The sequence below is a fragment of the Paenibacillus sp. 2TAF8 genome, assembly GCF_052114825.1.
GTDB lineage: Bacteria > Bacillota > Bacilli > Paenibacillales > Paenibacillaceae > Paenibacillus.
In genome coordinates this window covers 119513-137808 of the sequence record NZ_JBFRFN010000005.1, presented here as the reverse complement: position 1 = coordinate 137808, position 18296 = coordinate 119513, and the positions used below count along the sequence as shown (strand labels likewise).

Genomic DNA, 18296 nt, shown 5'->3' with positions numbered 1-18296 from the left:
TGTCATCTTCCGTTATAATATAAGGGAGGTGAGAACATCATGCCGGAACTACCGGAAGTCGAAACAGTCAAAAGAACATTGAATCAACTTATTGTAGGCAAAACCATTGATCATGTTACCGTTAATTTGCCGCGGATTATTCAGCGGCCTGATGATATAGAAGCATTTGCACTGGAACTGGCAGGACATACCGTGATTGGTGTTGAGCGCCGGGGCAAGTTTTTACGTATTTTGCTGGACGGGCTTGTGCTGGTCTCCCATCTGAGGATGGAGGGACGTTACGGGGTGTACCATCAGAATGAAGAGGTAGAGAAACATACTCATGTCATCTTCCACTTCAATGATGGTACGGAATTGCGATACAAGGATGTTCGTCAGTTTGGAACGATGCATCTGTTCAGTGCGGGCGAAGAACTGGTTTCGAAACCGCTCATGAAGCTTGGATTGGAGCCGCTGGATGAAGCTTTTACCGTAAGTGCGTTTGCTGAAGCAGTGGGGAAACGTACCACCAAAATCAAAGCCGTTTTGCTCAATCAGGCATATGTTGTCGGGATCGGGAATATTTATGTGGACGAGGCACTCTTCCGTGCAGGTATACATCCCGAGACGATTGCCAAGACGCTGACTGAGGCACAGCTGGAGGTGCTGCACGAAGCCATTGTGGCTACGTTGCAGGATGCGGTGAATGCCGGGGGATCCTCGATCAAGTCATATGTCAATGGACAAGGCGAGATGGGCATGTTCCAGCATCAGCTGAAAATTTATGGCCGTAAAGCGGAGCCGTGCCATACATGTGGCACGTTGATTGAAAAAAGTGTTGTTGGCGGACGTGGCACGCATTTTTGCCCGAATTGTCAGCGACTTTGATCTCCCGAACCAGAACTGAATCAATGAAATGATGAAATCATAGCACCCTTGGATTCCTCCCTCCATATACTGATATGGCAGAAATAAGCGGGCATATACCCATACTGACATCATCAGTTGGCACGTACCGCACAGGGGAGGAATCCGGGGTGCTGCATCATTTTATTTCATTACTGGCGCTTGCTTTTGCAGTGAGTTTAGATGGTTTCGGAGTTGGAATTACATATGGACTTCGGAGGACCAAGATTCCGCTCTTATCCATTGCTATTATTTCACTTTGCTCGGGATTGGTTATTGCATTGTCTATGCAGGTTGGGGTGTTATTATCTCATGTGGTGTCGCCAGGTGTGGCTTCGATTGTGGGAGCTGTCATTCTGATTGTGATCGGTGCGTGGTCGCTCTTGCAACTGATTCTACGGCGAGGGAAAGAACGTGAGGAAACAGAAATTGGAGTGTCGCAGGAAAAGCTGGTAGAAGGAAGAGCGACTACAGAGCCGGGTCTGACATCTGGAGGCAAGAATCAATTAATGGTCCTGGAAGTGCAGCCATCACCAACGGATGGATCGGTGGAGCGCATGGTATTTACACTGGAACTGCGCAAGCTAGGTGTGGTTATTCAAATTCTGCGTAGTCCGTCCAAGGCAGACATGGATAATTCAGGCAGTATCTCTGCACAGGAAGCGATGTGGCTGGGGATTGCGCTGTCACTGGACGCTTTTGGGGCAGGTTTGGGTGCGGCGTTACTTGGATTTCCTACGTTGTGGACAGCACTGGTGATTGCATTGTTCAGTGGAGCGTTTCTTTCGCTTGGTATGAAAGTAGGATTACGATTTGCAGCACAGCGCTGGATGCAGAAGCTTTCGATTCTGCCAGCCCTGCTGTTAATGATTATGGGAATATTCAAGTTGTTTTGAGGAGTAATAAAGCTGTTATGAGGTGAGACGATGAATATAGGCTTAACGGGCGGAATCGCAACAGGCAAAAGCAGTGTTTCCGCCTATCTGGCCAGTAAGGGAGCGCTGCTCATTGATGCAGATATTATTGCCCGGGAAGTCATGTTGCCTGGGCATCCCGTTTTGGCTGCCGCTGTTCAGCGGTTTGGACAAGCCATACTGAATGAGGATGGAACACTGGATCGGAAGAAGTTGGGGAGTATTGTTTTTCAGCACCCGGAGGAACGTAAAGCACTTGAGGCCATCACTCATCCCGCGATACGCAAAGAGATGAGAGAGAGAGCTACTGCATATGAAGTGAACCATCCGGACAAGCTGGTGGTATCGGATATTCCATTGCTGTACGAGTCGGGTCTTGAGAATGGTTTTGAAGAAGTTATGGTTGTGTACGTCCCGAAAGCGATACAACTGGAACGGCTGATGAGTCGGGACCAGATGAGCCGGTCTGATGCGGAAGCGCGTATTGCGGCACAGATGGATATTGAACGCAAAAAAGAGCGGGCAGATATCGTTATTGATAACAGCGGTTCATGGGCGCAGACGGAGCAGCAATTGCAATCTTTTTTAACGCATAAGGGCTTGTTATGAAAATATTGCGTAAAAAACGTGTATTGCTAATCATGTTTGTTTCCTTTGTACTTGTGTTATTTCTAAACAGCAACTGGATGACATGGTTTTACCCGATTGAATACAAGGAAGAAATTCGAGCACAATCTCAGAGTTATGAAGTTGATCCGTTTCTGATCGCCTCTATTATCAGGGTAGAGACCAATTTCAAGACGAGCAAAGAATCCAAGCGTGGTGCGATCGGATTGATGCAACTCATGCCGGATACGGCGAACTGGATTTTGGAACAAGCCAAGATCCCCCACACTTCGCTGGAGGAATTGAAACATGAACCCGGACGAAATATCCAACTGGGGACATGGTATTTGCGGAATCTGTCAGACCAGTTCGACGGCAACGAAATTGTGATGATTGCCGCGTATAATGCCGGACCGGGGAAGGTCAGCAGCTGGCTGAAAAACGGTGTGTGGGATGGAACTCTTGAAACGGTGAAAGATATTCCTTTTGGTGAAACACGCCACTATGTACAACGGGTTATTTACTATTATAATCAGTATGTGAAGATCTACGATACGTTCTAGAGCAATTGCTTGGAAAAGAGATAAGGAGAAGCACAGAGCAGACCGGTAGTGTACCGGCCGCCCTATGCTCCTCTGTGTAACGTATTACGATGCAGATAATTATTGGTATTGACCTGCCAATTGCTGTTCTGCAATTGTTACCAGACGCTTCGTGATGTATCCACCGATCGAACCGTTCTCGTAAGAAGTCATGTTACCTTGGTATCCATCTTGTGGGATGCTGATTCCGAGTTCTTGAGCTACTTCATATTTCATTTGCTCCAGAGCTGCAGAAGCTTTAGTTACGACCAAGTTGTTGGAGTTACCGTTGCTTTGTGCCATTGCTGTTCACCTCCTCGCGGGTTGGTAAAAGTATTATGTGTCGCGAATGCGATTTTCATTACAAGATATGCTCAGGGAATATGTGGTAAAAAGTAAAAGTGGGAAGTGATCTTAGTTGAAATGTCCTTATTGTGGTTATTTAGGTACCAAAGTGCTGGACTCCAGACCAGCCAATGAATCCAAATCCATCCGCCGCCGCCGCGAATGCGAGCAGTGCGCGAGAAGATTCACAACATTTGAAATGATTGAAGAAACACCGTTGATCGTCATCAAGAAGGATGGCAGCCGGGAAGAATTCAGTCGTGACAAAATTCTCCGTGGTTTGATTCGTGCCTGTGAGAAACGTCCTGTCTCCGTAGAAACGCTGGAGATGATGGTATCTGAAGTGGAGAAGTCACTACGTAACACAGCCGAAGCTGAAGTGGAAAGCCGCCAAATTGGTGAGCTGTTAATGGAGCAGCTGTTTCCGGTGGATGAAGTGGCGTACGTACGATTTGCTTCTGTGTACCGCCAGTTCAAAGACATTAACATGTTCATGAAAGAACTGAAATCACTGCTGTCCAAGGAAGATTTGGAGGACTAAATGTAGTGGGGGAAAGGAGAAGAGCAATCCGGAGCTGCATCTGGTATGTGCCTTATGTGCCCGTAACATGAATGTTCTTCTCCATAAGATTTCGGTGCATGAAAAGAGTGTTGACAGTCCAGAAGGGATTTTATATGATATAGGAGTCGCCTGTAAAAATGAATTTTAGCAGTGCAATTACATATCCTGGGGCCTTAGCTCAGCTGGGAGAGCGCATCGCTGGCAGCGATGAGGTCAGGGGTTCGATCCCCCTAGGCTCCATAAGAGTTTGACAAAAGAACGGCAGAGATGCCGTTCTTTTGTTTTGGTGAAAATCAATCACACGGTAGAATTCCAGATAAGGTGAGCTGGAGGAGGGATGTTATATGTCAAAAAATGATAATATGTTAGCCATTCTATGGATGTTGAATTCGGGAGAGAAATGTACTGCACAACAAATATCCGAAAAGTTAGAAGTCAATATAAGAACCGTTTATCGATACATTGATGCATTATGTTCTAGTGGCGTGCCTATCATATCTGACCCAGGCCATCATGGTGGCTATAGCCTGTTGCATAATTTTATCAGAGCGCCTCTGCTATTTGATACGGAAGAAAAGAAGGCACTCCTTCATGCTGCTGTTTTTGCAAAAGAAGCAGGATACCCGTTGACTGAGACATTAGAGAATGCGACAGCCAAGTTGAAAATGTATTCGAATGAGCAACAGGAGAGCACACTAAACCATCAATTATCTGGATTTGAAGTGATAAATCGCATGGTCAGCCCTTCGAGTCAGCTCATACTAGCGGAATTGGAGCATGCTGTAGAAAATGAAATCACTGTAGAGATGGATTACCGTACAAACCATGAGGAGAAGCCAAAGAACAGGATGATAAATCCTTATGGAATAGTTTACTGGAACAATAGATGGTATACAGTTGCATTTTGCCACCTAAGAAATGAAATACGGAGTTTTCGGGTAGATCGGATTTTACTTATCAAGTGTACTCAACTCAAATTTAAGCGTCCTAAAGCTTTTTCTAGCCGTGATTTTTTTATGAGAAACCTGTTACCTGATCTTGTGGGGAAGGAAGGGTTAATTTCTTTAAGGATCGAAGGCAGGCCAGAAGCGTTAGACGAATTAAGCATGCATTGGTTTTTCGGTCATCATCTGCAAGAGCGAACAGCTAATCAAGCCATCTTTTTATTTGAGGAAAAATCCATTCATCATTCTGTCCCTTATTTTCTCCTATCCTATGGTAAATCCATTCGAATCATCGAACCCCAGCGTGTGAAAGACAGACTTGTTGCTGTTGCAACAAAGTTAATGGAATATTATCAACAATAATAGCTTCACTGACAGCGGATGTCAGTGAAGCTATTTTATAATGAGATAGTCAGTGATTATCGATGGATTATAGTCCTTGATAGATAAGAAAAGGGAGAAATTTAAAAATGAAAAACACAGTATATCTTTATGTTTTTGACAGCATGTCCGATTGGGAAATAGGTTATTTAACAGCCGAGTTGAACTCAGGAAGATACTTTAGAAAGGGGTTATCTCCAGCACGAATCGTTACTGTTGGGATCGAAAAGACTCCAGTAACTACAATGGGTGGATTGAAAATAACACCTGATATTAAAGTAGATGAGTGCAACATTAAAAGCATAGATGCACTCATCTTACCTGGTGGGAATACCTGGACGGAGGCTATACATAAGCCCATTTTAAAAATTGCGGAGAGGTGCCTACAGGAGGGGATTGTAGTTGGAGCCATTTGCGGTGCTACCATAGGACTTGCTCAAGCAGGGTTGTTAGATTCCCGCCCGCATACAAGCAATGATCTGGCTTACCTTAAAATGATTTGTCCGTCTTACACAGGCGAAGAATACTACAAATCGGAATCTGCTGTTACCGATGAAAAACTGATCACGGCTTCTGGAGTAGCTCCACTTGAATTTTCTGTTCATGTTTTAAGAGAGCTAGATGTGTTTTCTCCAGAAACCTTAGACGCATGGTATCATCTTAATAAAACGCATGAAACTCAATATTTTTACGCGTTAATGAATTCAATTCAATGACAGCTCCATTCAAAGAAGAATGCCATCACATTTAAGTGATGGCGTTTTTTTGATGGATTACTTCATTAGTCTGTCTTCTTATCGGAAGTCAAAGAAAAAGACGTTCTCTAAAATGCTCCTTTACAAGGAGTATACTTTTGGTTGTATTTTTAGCCTCAAGGGGCCGCAAAATTCTGTACACGCTTTCACTTAGCAGATGATTCAATGAACCTTACAAAGATCGTGGCTACTTCGGCGCGGGTAGCGGTGGATGTAGGAGCAAATAAATTATCTTGCTTGCCTAATACAATACCGGTGCCCCGCAGTGCCTTGACGGCCTCGAACGCCCATGAGCTGATCTCACTCTCGTCTGCGAATGGTTTAGATTGGCTTTCAGGTATTTCATAGCCCTTGTACTCCATGTAGTTGTAAAGGATCACTAACATCTGCTCGCGTGTCATCGGAGAATGGGGGGGCAAACTGGTCTGGGTTTAAACCGTTAACTAAACCTTTTTCTGCCGCCCACTCGACTGCCGCCGTGTACCACTGTCCGTCCGTCACATCCCTATAGCGGGAACTCGTATAGTCGGCGTGATCTACGTTCTCCAGATTGGCCAGTACCTGCACGAACATTGCGCGCGTCATAGCGTTACCGGGTTCGAATGTCGTAGACGTTGTGCCGTTGAAAAGATCGTACGTGTAAATGGAATTAACGTAACCGTAGAACCAGTTGTCCATGGTGGTATCCTTAAAAGGATTGCTTGATCGCACAAGGAAGCCGAGTGAGTTAGCATCATTGAATGCAAACTCCGTAGCGGCACGAATGTTAAGTGACATTCCGTTGTTTAAATCGACTTTTGCTCCTTGCGGTCCTGTTACAACCATGCCGTCACTCTGTATCTTCGATCCGTCATGGATAAGAATTTGATTACCGTTTGGCAGGTTCACATGCGCTCCTTTGCCGCCTATTGTGATCGTGCCGTCGCTCGCAATCATCGAACCGCCTGGAATGGTCACTGTGCTTTTACTGCTGAGTAGTGTCAATTGGGCGCTCTTGTCCCCCGGAATGGTCACCTTACCGTTTGCGTCTATCGATGTGCCTTCAGGTACTTTAATCTCCATCCCGCCCTTGGTTACAATCTTGCCGCCACCGGGCAGGGTAGTGATTCCATTTTTGTCCGTGACAGCGGGTTTATCCTTCGGTGTAGTCACGGTGTAGGTCGACTTTGACATTCCAGTGACTGTCCCGGTGCCCGTGCTGTCGGTGTTGCGTGTACTACCAATGTTGCTTGTATTACCGGTGTTGCCCGTACTGCCAGTATTGCCCGTAGGGCCACCAGAATCAGGCGCGGTAGGAGCTTTCGTCGCCGTTGGCATCGCCGTCACACTGATCTCCGCGCCGTCTCCCTTCGCGTTCACCGCAACGATCTTGAAGCTGTAGCTTTGGCCGTTTGTCAGGTTATTGAAAGTATATTTAGTTTCCGCCGCATCCAATGTGACTGGCGGTACGTTGCCATACCATACCTTGTAGCCTAATATCGCACTGCCACCGTCGTCCGCAGGAACAGACCAGCTTAAAGTGACCCGTCCGTCACCTGCTGTCGCCTTGAATCCGCTCGGTGCACCGGGCGCGGCCGGTTTTCTCTGTGCGAACATCCAATCAAAGACATCGGTGTAGTCATTGTTCCAAGCCGGCAAATTAGAGGACTGCGCCGTGGGAGCTATACTCCAAGTTCCCATAGTTATTTGATTGTAGAGAACCGCCGCTTCAACTTCATGCGCTATATAATCAGCTAGAACAGGTGTGTTGGCAGGATTCGGCCTCAGATTCGGCTGATCAAATTGATTGTAGGGCCATGTAAGTACTTCATTACTTTCAAAGCGGGAAGCTCTAGCGTTAATCATCTGTGGCATATTCGTATTGATGTAGTTATTGAGGTTAGTCTGGTAGCTTCCAACGTTATGAGCATTTAAAAACATCCAATACGCCAAAGTGTTGTGAGCATCATTGGCCTTGGCGTTCGGTGAACCGCTTACTGGAGCCATAGGTGCGGCGGCAGCGAAGAAGCCGGGATAGCTGTTAACTAAGTTGTTCGTATATTGGCCGCCCCAGGAGAAGCCTGCTGCGTAAACACGGTTAGGATTTACATCACCGCTGGCAATCAGGGAATCTATGACCTGCTTAACGTTCTCTGTTGAGGGAACAGATACGCCATTATAGGAAATATTCAGGATGTGGCTGGCGTATTTTTCAGGATTCTGTGCCATTTTTTTCATCAGAGCGACGGAACCGTTGGCGGATTTCATGGCTGCTTTTTGGTCTGCCGCTGCGTTTGTTCCGCCGCGTGACATGCCATGGGTATACACATACAGCGGTAATCCTTTCATCACGTTACCATCTTCATCCTTGTGAAGGTAGAGCGAGCGATTGACCGAGTTATCCGCGAATGTTGTGAACTTATCAAGGATGGGATTCACAACTTTTTCCTGTTCAAAAACTACGTTTTGAAGCGGATTCCCTTCTGTCAGTACGATCTCACCCTTTGTGATGAGGGTGTAAACCTGTTTTGTCGAGTTACTACTGCCATCTAGTGTTGTATTGCCGCCGCTTTGTGAATAAAACTCAGACTCAACGACGATGTAGCGGCCGCTCGCCAGTCCGTCCTGATAATCTGGCGAATTGCTTACCGACCCCACATAGCCTCGTACCTTAGGTTCATCATTAGCGTATACCCTTGTGATCTTGCGTGGTCCTTCAAAAGTAACCGCTTCACCGTTCAGGGTCGTATTCCTAGCCGATAAGGCAAACAAGTCCGGATTAAGCGCGGAGCCTAACGCCGCCTTCCCTTCGCCTAAATCTATGATAACAGCCGTTGTGTACTCGCCACTGGCGAAGTTGTCATTCCATACGATAAAGGGAAGTATGCCCGCGTCTGGATCATTTTTGAATGTCACATGAATGGTATGGTTAGCCTCAATATTCGAAAAGGTATAAGTGCCAGCAGATAGAGTCACGGTCTCATCGTCTACCGTTACTGTATCCACAACTTTACCGGAATCGGGGCTAAACGTAATTTCTTTATTAGAACCTCGTTCTACTCTTAGGACATCGCCAGGTGGGTTCGACATGATCGAGCCGCCAGGTCCGGCAGTGGCGGTAATTGTTAATCTAGTGTCCACTTCATTGGCCGGGATGAGCTGCAGGCTGTCTGTAAATGAATCAGAGCTGGTATAAGCTGCGTCCGGAACTCCAAAAGAGGAAACGACTTCATAGCGGTCACCGCCGTTTTCTGTCGAGTTATTGATATAGACCTCGAAGGTAAAATTTCCCTCCTGTAAGATCAAATCTCTTTTGGGTATTCTCATCTCCACGATGTATCCTGTTTCCGTGGTCTGGGTCCATGCAGCTCTGCCTGGAGCGGCCTGCCCTGAAAACACACCCGTCGCGCTGACACGCCACTGGTTCGAGCCACCTGTTCCAGTACCAACATAAAACTCCAGGCTGTCGTAACGATGATCACCCCCAGCTCCCTGATATAGATTACTGTCGTTCACAACTACGCGGGCATATAGGAAGTCATGATCCCAAAGGATTCTGGCTGTGCCCGTCGCATGGGGTCTTGGGTCAGTAGGCACAGTACTTTTGTTGATGTGATGTTCCATAGTTTGGCCCCAGAGGGGGTCGTTTGACCCGAGTTCGGGAGTTCCAAAAATGGCGGCCTTTGTTTCATTCGCTTCTGCTGAACTCTCGATGTTGTCATTGTCGGCAGCGTAGCTCGTAGGCATTAGCGAGGCCACCATGACCAAGCAACAAAGGAACGCGAGCATTTTTCTAAATCGTTTTGGCATCAATGAAATCCTCCTTATTTTTCGATCTGGTACGCTCATGGTTTACTTGCATCCGTATTTGGAAGCGCTATCAAGTTGGCAAGCGCCCAACTATATATATTATGTTTATCCGGGTTCAAATCCTTTAATTTCAATGTAGAGTATATTTTGGAATAAAAATGATTACTTCGAAGTATAGGGACAACGCTTCAGTCCACATCAAATTTCAAATTGCAATAAAAAAATCCACATTATTAACATGATAGTACATTGAATTCAAATCGTCAGAGACGTAATATGAGAAGAAATGTAAGCGTATTCATTTTGAGGAGGAATATCTAGCTCCTTTAGCGAGGCGGGTCTTGTTTTAAAGATAAGCTATGGTTTGTATGCTTCTGAATATTAAATGAGGGGAAGAATGCTATGCGAAAGCGAATGGCAAACATAACTTTGGTTTTACTTTTGACCTTCAGTAGCTGTTTTAGTTTGGGTATGCCATTTAACAATCAAGCTTCAGCTGACCCAATAACACCAACGATATTGGCGCATTATCCATTGCTTGAGGATGTACTGGATACGTCAGGTAACGGTAAGCATGGAACGGCAGTAGGCAACATTACGTATGCCGATGGTCTTACACTGCCTGGAGGAACCGATAGTACTACGAACTACGTACAACTTCCTACAGGTTTGTTTGATCGTCAAGAGAACACAACAATCTCTGTATGGATCAAGAGTAACAACGGACGCGGAAACTACGCCGCCTTATTCTATGGTACACCAGCAGCTGAAAATCAATTGCCAACGAATTACTGGCTGTTTAATCCATCTAATCCAAGTGGTGATTTTAAGTCCGTACTTACAGATGGCAATAATGTTGATCAGCCTTGGACGACGGAGGTAGGCGTATCAGGCACTTCTACGTCACAGTATGAAGGTCAATGGGTTCACTATACAACGGTCATCACAGAAGGCTCCATTACAGGTTACATTAACGGAGTAAGTATAGGCACAGTCGCCAAAGAGAAAACAATAGCTAGCTTTGGTACGGATTTGCAAGCTTATATCGGTCGCTCCAACTATTTAGGGGATGCTACTTTTGCAGGTAGCTTTCAAGATTTAAGAATTTACGGAGAGGCACTAAGTAGTGATAATATCGCTGAACTATATCAACAATCGCTCGATGAAAAGCAAGTACAACTAAGCAAAAAAGAGCTGACGTTAGGTGAACTATCTGCCGTTACCGAATCTCTTGAGCTTCCTTCTGCCGATAAGTATGGCGCATCGATATCATGGACTTCCAGTGACGAAAGTGCAATTAGTGCAACGGGGGAAGTGTTTTTACGAGAAACGCAGCAACAAGTGACGTTAACAGCAACGATTTCTTTAGGTGGGAACCAAGCAACGAAGGAGTTTATCGTGACCTTGCTACCTAAGGATGACTCTATTGAGAAGATTGCCGTTAAGGGTGTTTCGCTCAATGAACCTACACTTCGTTTATCAGTGGGGGACAGCGAGACATTAGTGGCTACAATTTCACCTGCGAATGCAACCAATAAAAGAGTTAACTGGACATCAAGTGATTCCAGTGTAGCGAATGTCGATGCTGCGGGTAACCTTATAGCGGCTAGTGAAGGTACAGCCACCATTACGGTCCAAACGGAGGATGGAAATTATGTAGCTGTCTCAACGATTAGCGTTCATGAAAAGTCACAACATGATGATCTAATTCTTCATTACAACATGAAAACCACTGCAGAGGTAGATGGTCACCTCGTACTGAAGGATGTCGCCAATAAGAAAATTACATTTGATGGAATATTAAGAAACCCAAACCATGGACAATTCATTTCGAACAGTGAGGTTGGTTTTATATCCTTCAATGGTGGAAGTTCTACATCGAATAGTGGTTATGTTGAGATTCCTAAGGGCTCCAATGGACTGGATCTATTACAAGGTCTGAATGAGATTACCGTATCTTCCATCGTGAACTGGACGAATGATGGTACTAATCGTTGGATTTTCGGTCTGGGTACAGTGTTGACACCAGAAACGAACAAATATTTTTTTGTAACCCCACGTCACGGTAGCGGATCAGGCAATATGATTGCTACAGGAATCTCCAAAAATGGCTGGCCGAACGAAGCGTTAGTCACAGGCAACGCAAACTCCAATCTGATCGGTGGACAGTGGAAGCATGTAACGGTGTCCTTTTCTGAAGCCAGCAACACGATCACATTATTCGTGGATGGCGTAAAGGCTGCTTCAGGTAATGCGAAGGGACTAAAACTGTCAGACATCATTAATCCGGATTCTACGTTCTCTGGTTTTATCGGAAAGTCCATCTTCGCGAACGATCCATATCTTCAAGGGAGCGTGGCTGATTTTCGAGTATATAAGCGCGCTTTGACGGAGCAAGAAATGGGGGAATTATATCAACAAGAAGCAGTAACTCATATCTCTCAAATACGTCAGCTTACTGTTGATGATGCAGCGAATCAACTTAGCATCGATCGTTACTTGAACGAAGCAGATCAGAGTGCGGATAAGATAACGAAAAACGTTACTTTACCGACAAGTGGTAAAAACGGGGTGAGTATCACCTGGAGTTCCAGTCAGCCTACAGTTATTTCTAACAGTGGCGCTGTACAACGTCCAAATGCTCAGTCAAGCGATGTTCAAGCAGAGCTAACGGCTACATTAACGTATCAAGGCGTATCTACATCGGCTGTATTCCCTGTTACGATCTTGAAGCAATTTGATGACCAGCAAAAGGTTGATCTGGATGCTGAACAATTAGAGATCTACAATGCAGACAACGTTAAAGGAAATTTGCGTTTTGTGACTAAGGGTGAACAAGGCTCCACCATTACGTGGACGTCTAGCAGATCGACTGTTGTTAAAGGAACAGCCGAAGCGGCCGGTAATGCTACACAGTTAGGTTGGGTAAGCCGTCAAGCTACGGATATACCCGTTAGGCTAACAGCTACAATTACGAATGGATCAGCGTCTAAAGAGCGTACGTTTGACCTTACCGTTAAAAAAGCTGCTGCGTCAGTACAGCTCGATGCGTACTTCTTTGCGTACTTTACAGGTGAATATGAGGGCGGAGAAGAAATCTCCTTCGCTACAGCCGAAGATCCATTGTACTGGAAAGCGCTCAATAATGGGAAGTCGATTCTTCAATCGACTATGGGTGAAAAGGGACTTCGCGATCCATTCATTATTCGTTCAGCAGAAGGTGATAAATTCTATATGCTGGCGACCGATTTAAAAATGGGTGAAAGTACGAATTTCGACCAGGCTCAAATTATAGGTAGTCATTACATGATGATCTGGGAGTCAGAGGATCTCGTTAACTGGAGCGAGCAACGAATGGTCAAGGTTGCTCCCAAGACAGCAGGAAATACGTGGGCGCCAGAAGCGATATATGATCCGGTAACTGGAGAGTATATCGTATTTTGGGCTTCATCGATGAAAAATACAGAGACATACGGTGATTTTAACGGGAGACCGGCAGGTCAGTACAATGTGATGTACTATGCAACAACCCGAGATTTCTACAACTTTTCTGAACCAAAGGTTATAATTGATGAGTCACTGCCAACCATTGATACGACGTTTATTGAGCATAACGATATGTTGTATCGGTTCACCAAGTCAGAAGTGAATACGAAAGTGTATGTGGAGAAAGCACCAGATTTCTACTATGACAAGGACGGTATTGCAGCAAATGGTTTTCAATATGAAGCTGTTCCGGGTACACGTGATAACAAACTTGGCTTGATCGGGAAAAATGGAAACAACGAAGGACAAACGATATTTAAAGATATTCATCAAGACAAGTGGTATCTATTCCTTGATTCATGGCCCTATCATGTACGATATACAACAGATCTGGATAGCAGCACGCAATATATTAATAATGTATTAAGTAGTGATCAATATGCACTTCCGCCAGGACCAAGGCACGGAACGGTGATTCCAATCTCACGAGCGGAGTATAATGCTTTGCAAGACAAGTATGCTTTGCAAGGCCCAGCACCATCAACAGACCCGGTTTTACATTACTCATTTGATGCAAATACTGTGAATGGTACAACGTTGAACGATATTTCGGGGAATGGCCATCACGCAACACTAGTAGGTGGAGCAACCATTAATGAAGAGGATCATATCGGAAGAACGGGTGCTTCGCTAGAGCTTAATGGGTCAACAGGTTATGTGAAGCTGCCAGATAACCTGATTCAATCCTTGAATCTGGAGAAGGGCACGTTCTCTTCATGGGTTCAAATGGACAAAAATCAGTCCAATCAAAGAATATTTGATTTTGCTTCCGAAACAGGTAGACAGGTTAACCGTAACACCATGTACTTGAGTACACAAGGGGATTCAGGTAGTTTAGAGTTCGCTGTTGTAACCCCTTTTACAGAGAAATTTAGCAATGACAGCACGAAACTCGGATCAGATTATAAATATGCATTGCGAAATGCTGGACTATTGCCAACGAAGACTTGGCAGCATGTTGCCGTTACTATGGATGAATTTGAAGCAGTGCTTTATGTGAATGGGAAAGAGGTTAAACGTAGCTCGACATTTAATGTTGAACCGAGAATGTTACTGCAAACAACGATGAATTACATTGGTAAATCCAGAAATAATTCTGATCGTTTGTTTGCTGGTAAATTGGATGACTTCCGTATTTATAATCGTGCATTATCTGGTCAAGAGATTGCAGCATTAGCGGATGAAGACGTTACTCCTCCAGTAGAGCAGCCATCTGCGGCTGAGCTTATTCTGCACTACGATATGAAGGATATCGATCGTGCGACTGCGACGGTTATGGACCAAACCGGAAAATTCAACGGGAAATGGATGAATCCGTCTAAAGCAGAATGGATTCGTACAGAAGATGCTGGTGTGCTGAGCTTTAACGGGGGCAGGGCGGACTCCTATGTAGTGCTGCCACAAGGAGTTCTCGATGGATTAACGGATATCACCGTTTCATCGATTGTGAACTGGAGCGGTAAAAACGCTGCGGAGTGGTTGTATGCATTAGGAAGGCCAAATAATAATACGCACTATACGTATTTCACACCACGATACAATGCTAACGGTCTAGCGCGTTTAGGCATCGCGACGAATGCCTGGAATAATGAGTCTTCAACTTCTACCACGGGCTTAAAGAATAATGAATGGAAACTAGTTACGACTGTTGTTTCAGGCAAGGATGGTACACTAACCATTTATATTGATGGTGTTGCTGTTGCATCAGGCTCAACGAATGGAATGACGCTAGAACAAATAAAAAATACTTCAGGTAGCAGTGGATACATCGGTAAGTCATTCTATACAGCTGATCCATACTTCGGTGGGTTGATTGCGGACTTCCAATTCTATGATGGTGCTATGACTGCGGCAGATATTACAAAGCTTAAGGCTCGTGCGGATCAGAAAATTGCTTCAATGAAGGACATGCTTGTATCGGCTGCGACAGAGAAATTAACAATCCAAGATCTCCTTGCTTCAAATACATCCAAAGATGCAATTACAAGCAATATAACCTTGCCAACATCAGGTGCATATGGCACCACAATAAGCTGGACAACGGATAAGAGCAATTTGATCTCAACCACAGGTGTCGTAACTAGACCAAATAACGTAACTGGCGATCAAGTTGTAGCGTTAACAGCGGTATTTACAGATGGTACAGAGTCAACAAACAAAACCTTTACATTAATGGTTAAAGCATTGCCGAGCGATGCCAATGCTGTAGATGAAGCAAAAGCGGCACTAGTTGTTCATAACATTCAGGATGTAAGAGGTCATCTCTCCTTACCGACATCTGGATTATATGGATCAACGATTACTTGGGCTTCGGCTCAACCAAACATCCTTTCAGGGACTGGTGAAGTGCAACGTCCGGCCTATGGTAGTGGAGATTTAGACGTGAAGCTTACAGCTACGATTACATTAAACTCAGCATCCACTGCGAAGGAGTTTATTGCCAAGGTCAAGGAAATGCCCGCTGATGAAAAATACGCAGGATACTTCTTCACCTATTTCACTGGAGAAGGGACTTCAACAGGGGAGCAAATTTACTTTGCATTAAGTAAAGGCAATGATCCGTTGAACTGGCGAGAATTAAATGAGGGCAAACCTGTATTGACATCGACCTTAGGGGAGAAAGGCGTACGTGATCCGTTCATTATTCGTTCGCCTGAAGGCGACAAGTTCTACATGATTGCCACCGATCTGAAAATTAACGGTAATGGTGACTGGGGCAAAGCACAGACATGGGGCAGTCGTTCCATTATGGTCTGGGAATCGAATGATCTGGTCAACTGGACAGATCAACGCATGGTGGAGGTTGCACCGAAAGAAGCTGGTAATACATGGGCACCAGAAATTATGTACGACAAGACAACAGGTGAATATATCGTATTTTGGGCATCAAGAATGTTTAACGATGCCTCCCATACAGGTAACGCTTATCAAAAAATGATGTATAGCAAGACGAGAGATTTCTATACGTTTACTGAACCGAAAGTATATTTGGATTATGGATATTCCATCATTGACACCACAATGATGGAACACGATGGAAAAGTGTATCGTTTTACGAAGGATGAACGAGACAACGGAGCTGCTGCTCCATTTGGCAAGATGATTTTCCAGGAGATGGGTGACTCGATCTTAGATCCAACCTTCAAGATGATTAATCAAGGGGTTGGTAACATGAAATGGGTTGAGGGGCCAACAATCTTCAAATCGAATACAGATGAAAAATGGTATTTATTCGTGGATGAGTTTGGTGGAAGAGGTTATATTCCATTCGAGACAACCAATCTTGCATCAGGCGAGTGGACATTATCTTCTAACTACAACTTACCAGCTAGTCCGCGTCACGGAACGGTCATTCCGATTACACAAAGTGAGTATGATGCACTCAGTGGGAAGAAGGTACCCGTTAACGGAGTTAGCTTGAACAAAACGAAATTGTCCATCGTAGAAGGTCAATCAGGACAATTGACAGCTACGATCAGACCGGCAAATGCAACGAATAAAGCAGTAAGCTGGAGCTCAAGTAATCCAGCTGTAGCTACTGTAAATGCGACAGGTCGAGTAACAGCGGTGGCACCGGGAACAGCAAGCATTACAGTAACTACAGTAGATGGTGGTTTATCATCCAGCGCTACAGTAACGGTGACACCACAAGTACCAAGCAGTGGTAATGGAGATGGTGGCGGTGGCGGGGTGAATATCGGTAACGTCCCTGCACCTACAGTACCACCAGCTTCTACAGGTGGAAGTGAGCCAGTGGTGATGGACAATGGTCAAATCAACATTAAGCCAGTTGTTAATGAGAGCGGTGTTTCTAACGTGAAGTTAAGTCCAGATACGGTGAAGCGTGCACTTGATCAAACGACCGGTAGTAAGCTACAGGTACAACTTGAAAGAGATCAAAGCTTGAACGAGCTAACCGTTGAGCTAGCGGTAGATCCCCGCTTAACAAGTGCAACTTCTAAGGTAGGTCACATCGAGATAAACACAGGGTCAGCAGTCGTAACGTTGGCTACCGAACGGCTTGGAACAGGAACAGGCGCAGGGAAAACGTTAGAATTGTCCATTAAAAAAATAAGAGCTAATCAACTGCCAGCTAGTGCACAAGCTCGACTGAACGATGAGATCGTATACGATATCAAGTTAACGCTTGATGGTAAGATTCTTATGGAGTTTGATGGCCGAGAAGATCTCGTGATTGCACTGCCATACACACTTAAGGCTGCCGAAAATCCAAACAGCGTCATTGTATACGATGTGAAGGACAACGGAGAGCTAAGAGTCGTGACGAATGGTAAATATAATGCAGCGACAGGTCAAGTAGAGTTTAAGCCAAAGGATCTAAACAAGTATACGGTAGCTTATGTTGCAGCGAGCTTTCAGGATGTGACCCAAGGCTGGGCGAAAGATGCGATCTCGGCATTGGCAGCAAGAGGCATCTTAAAGGGTGTAGGCGATGGCGAGTTTGATCCGAAAGGTCAGGTGACAAGAGCAGAATTTATCACCATGCTGATGAATATGTTGGAGTTATCGGATGAGAGCGAGGCGGCAAGCTTTAGTGATGTGAAGCAAGGAGAATGGTACCATGGAAATATCGCAACCGCGCAGAAGCTGGGGATTGTGAACGGGAAACCAGATGGTAGTTTCGGTGTACGTGAGAACATTACGCGAGAAGATATGGCCGTTATGGTATACAAAGCAATCCAGGTGAAACAACTAGCATTAGCAAGTGGTGAAGCTACAGCCTTCAAGGATAAAGCAAGCATCGCAAACTATGCGAAGCAAGCGGTAGAAGCAATTCAGGGAGCAGGCATCATAAAGGGTGTAGGTAATGATGAGTTTGCGCCGAAGAAAACGGCTAACCGTGACGAAGCAGCCGTGATGATCTATAATTTATGGAGTCTGATGTAGATGTGTTAGTATAGGGAAGTTGCTATGGATTGAATTTGATAAGAGGCTCCGCAATAAACAACTCGCTGAACACAAGGATT

11 protein-coding genes and 1 tRNA gene are annotated in these 18296 nt (G+C 45.1%); 9 read left to right on the top strand and 3 right to left on the bottom strand.

Annotated elements, in window-relative coordinates; all coding sequences use genetic code 11:
- Positions 1 to 39 precede the first annotated feature (39 nt).
- The 4 genes from mutM (at position 40) to AB4Z30_RS09475 (ending at position 2968) form a co-directional block, all read left to right on the top strand.
- A complete protein-coding gene (gene mutM, locus AB4Z30_RS09490) occupies positions 40 to 867 on the top strand; it encodes a DNA-formamidopyrimidine glycosylase (RefSeq protein ID WP_441925586.1) in 828 nt (275 codons plus the stop codon).
- A gap of 149 nt (positions 868 to 1016) precedes the next feature.
- Positions 1017 to 1781, top strand: a complete 765-nt coding sequence (locus tag AB4Z30_RS09485; RefSeq protein WP_441925584.1) for an MntP/YtaF family protein — start codon at positions 1017 to 1019, stop codon at positions 1779 to 1781.
- 30 nt (positions 1782 to 1811) lie between these two features.
- Positions 1812 to 2408, top strand: coding sequence for a dephospho-CoA kinase (coaE, locus tag AB4Z30_RS09480; protein WP_441925582.1), 597 nt, complete (start codon positions 1812 to 1814; stop codon positions 2406 to 2408).
- Complete coding sequence (locus AB4Z30_RS09475) at positions 2405 to 2968, top strand: lytic transglycosylase domain-containing protein (RefSeq protein ID WP_441925580.1); 564 nt, start codon at positions 2405 to 2407, stop codon at positions 2966 to 2968. The genes coaE and AB4Z30_RS09475 overlap by 4 nt, the downstream gene beginning before the upstream one ends.
- A 99-nt stretch (positions 2969 to 3067) precedes the next feature.
- On the opposite strand, the gene AB4Z30_RS09470 is transcribed toward AB4Z30_RS09475, so the two are convergent.
- The gene (locus AB4Z30_RS09470; RefSeq protein WP_017689472.1) at positions 3068 to 3289 is read right to left on the bottom strand and encodes an alpha/beta-type small acid-soluble spore protein; all 222 of its coding nucleotides are present in this window, start codon (positions 3287 to 3289) and stop codon (positions 3068 to 3070) included.
- Positions 3290 to 3404: 115 nt separating this feature from the next.
- On the opposite strand from AB4Z30_RS09470, the gene nrdR reads away from it, so the two are divergent.
- From nrdR to AB4Z30_RS09450, 4 genes are all read left to right on the top strand, one after another.
- Positions 3405 to 3872: a transcriptional regulator NrdR gene (gene nrdR / locus AB4Z30_RS09465; protein WP_090920285.1), complete on the top strand. Its 468-nt coding sequence runs from the start codon at positions 3405 to 3407 to the stop codon at positions 3870 to 3872.
- Between the two features lie 188 nt (positions 3873 to 4060).
- Positions 4061 to 4133 (top strand) — tRNA-Ala (locus AB4Z30_RS09460).
- Between the two features lie 104 nt (positions 4134 to 4237).
- Positions 4238 to 5200, top strand: coding sequence for a helix-turn-helix transcriptional regulator (locus AB4Z30_RS09455; protein ID WP_441925577.1), 963 nt, complete (start codon positions 4238 to 4240; stop codon positions 5198 to 5200).
- Positions 5201 to 5307: 107 nt separating this feature from the next.
- Positions 5308 to 5934, top strand: a complete 627-nt coding sequence (locus AB4Z30_RS09450) for a type 1 glutamine amidotransferase family protein (RefSeq protein WP_441925574.1) — start codon at positions 5308 to 5310, stop codon at positions 5932 to 5934.
- 185 nt (positions 5935 to 6119) lie between these two features.
- Here the strand turns inward: AB4Z30_RS09450 and AB4Z30_RS09445 are convergent, their stop codons facing one another.
- Together AB4Z30_RS09445 and AB4Z30_RS09440 are read right to left on the bottom strand one after the other, a co-directional pair.
- On the bottom strand, positions 6120 to 6335 hold the full coding sequence (locus tag AB4Z30_RS09445; protein ID WP_441925572.1) for an S-layer homology domain-containing protein: 216 nt from the start codon (positions 6333 to 6335) through the stop codon (positions 6120 to 6122).
- Positions 6316 to 9762, bottom strand: coding sequence for a sugar-binding protein (locus tag AB4Z30_RS09440; protein WP_441925570.1), 3447 nt, complete (start codon positions 9760 to 9762; stop codon positions 6316 to 6318). The genes AB4Z30_RS09445 and AB4Z30_RS09440 overlap by 20 nt, the downstream gene beginning before the upstream one ends.
- A gap of 402 nt (positions 9763 to 10164) precedes the next feature.
- Here AB4Z30_RS09440 and AB4Z30_RS09435 point away from each other — a divergent pair, with 402 nt between their 5' ends.
- Positions 10165 to 18216 (top strand): immunoglobulin-like domain-containing protein, encoded by an 8052-nt coding sequence (locus tag AB4Z30_RS09435; protein WP_441925568.1) that lies wholly within the window; start codon positions 10165 to 10167, stop codon positions 18214 to 18216.
- Positions 18217 to 18296: the final 80 nt, after the last annotated feature.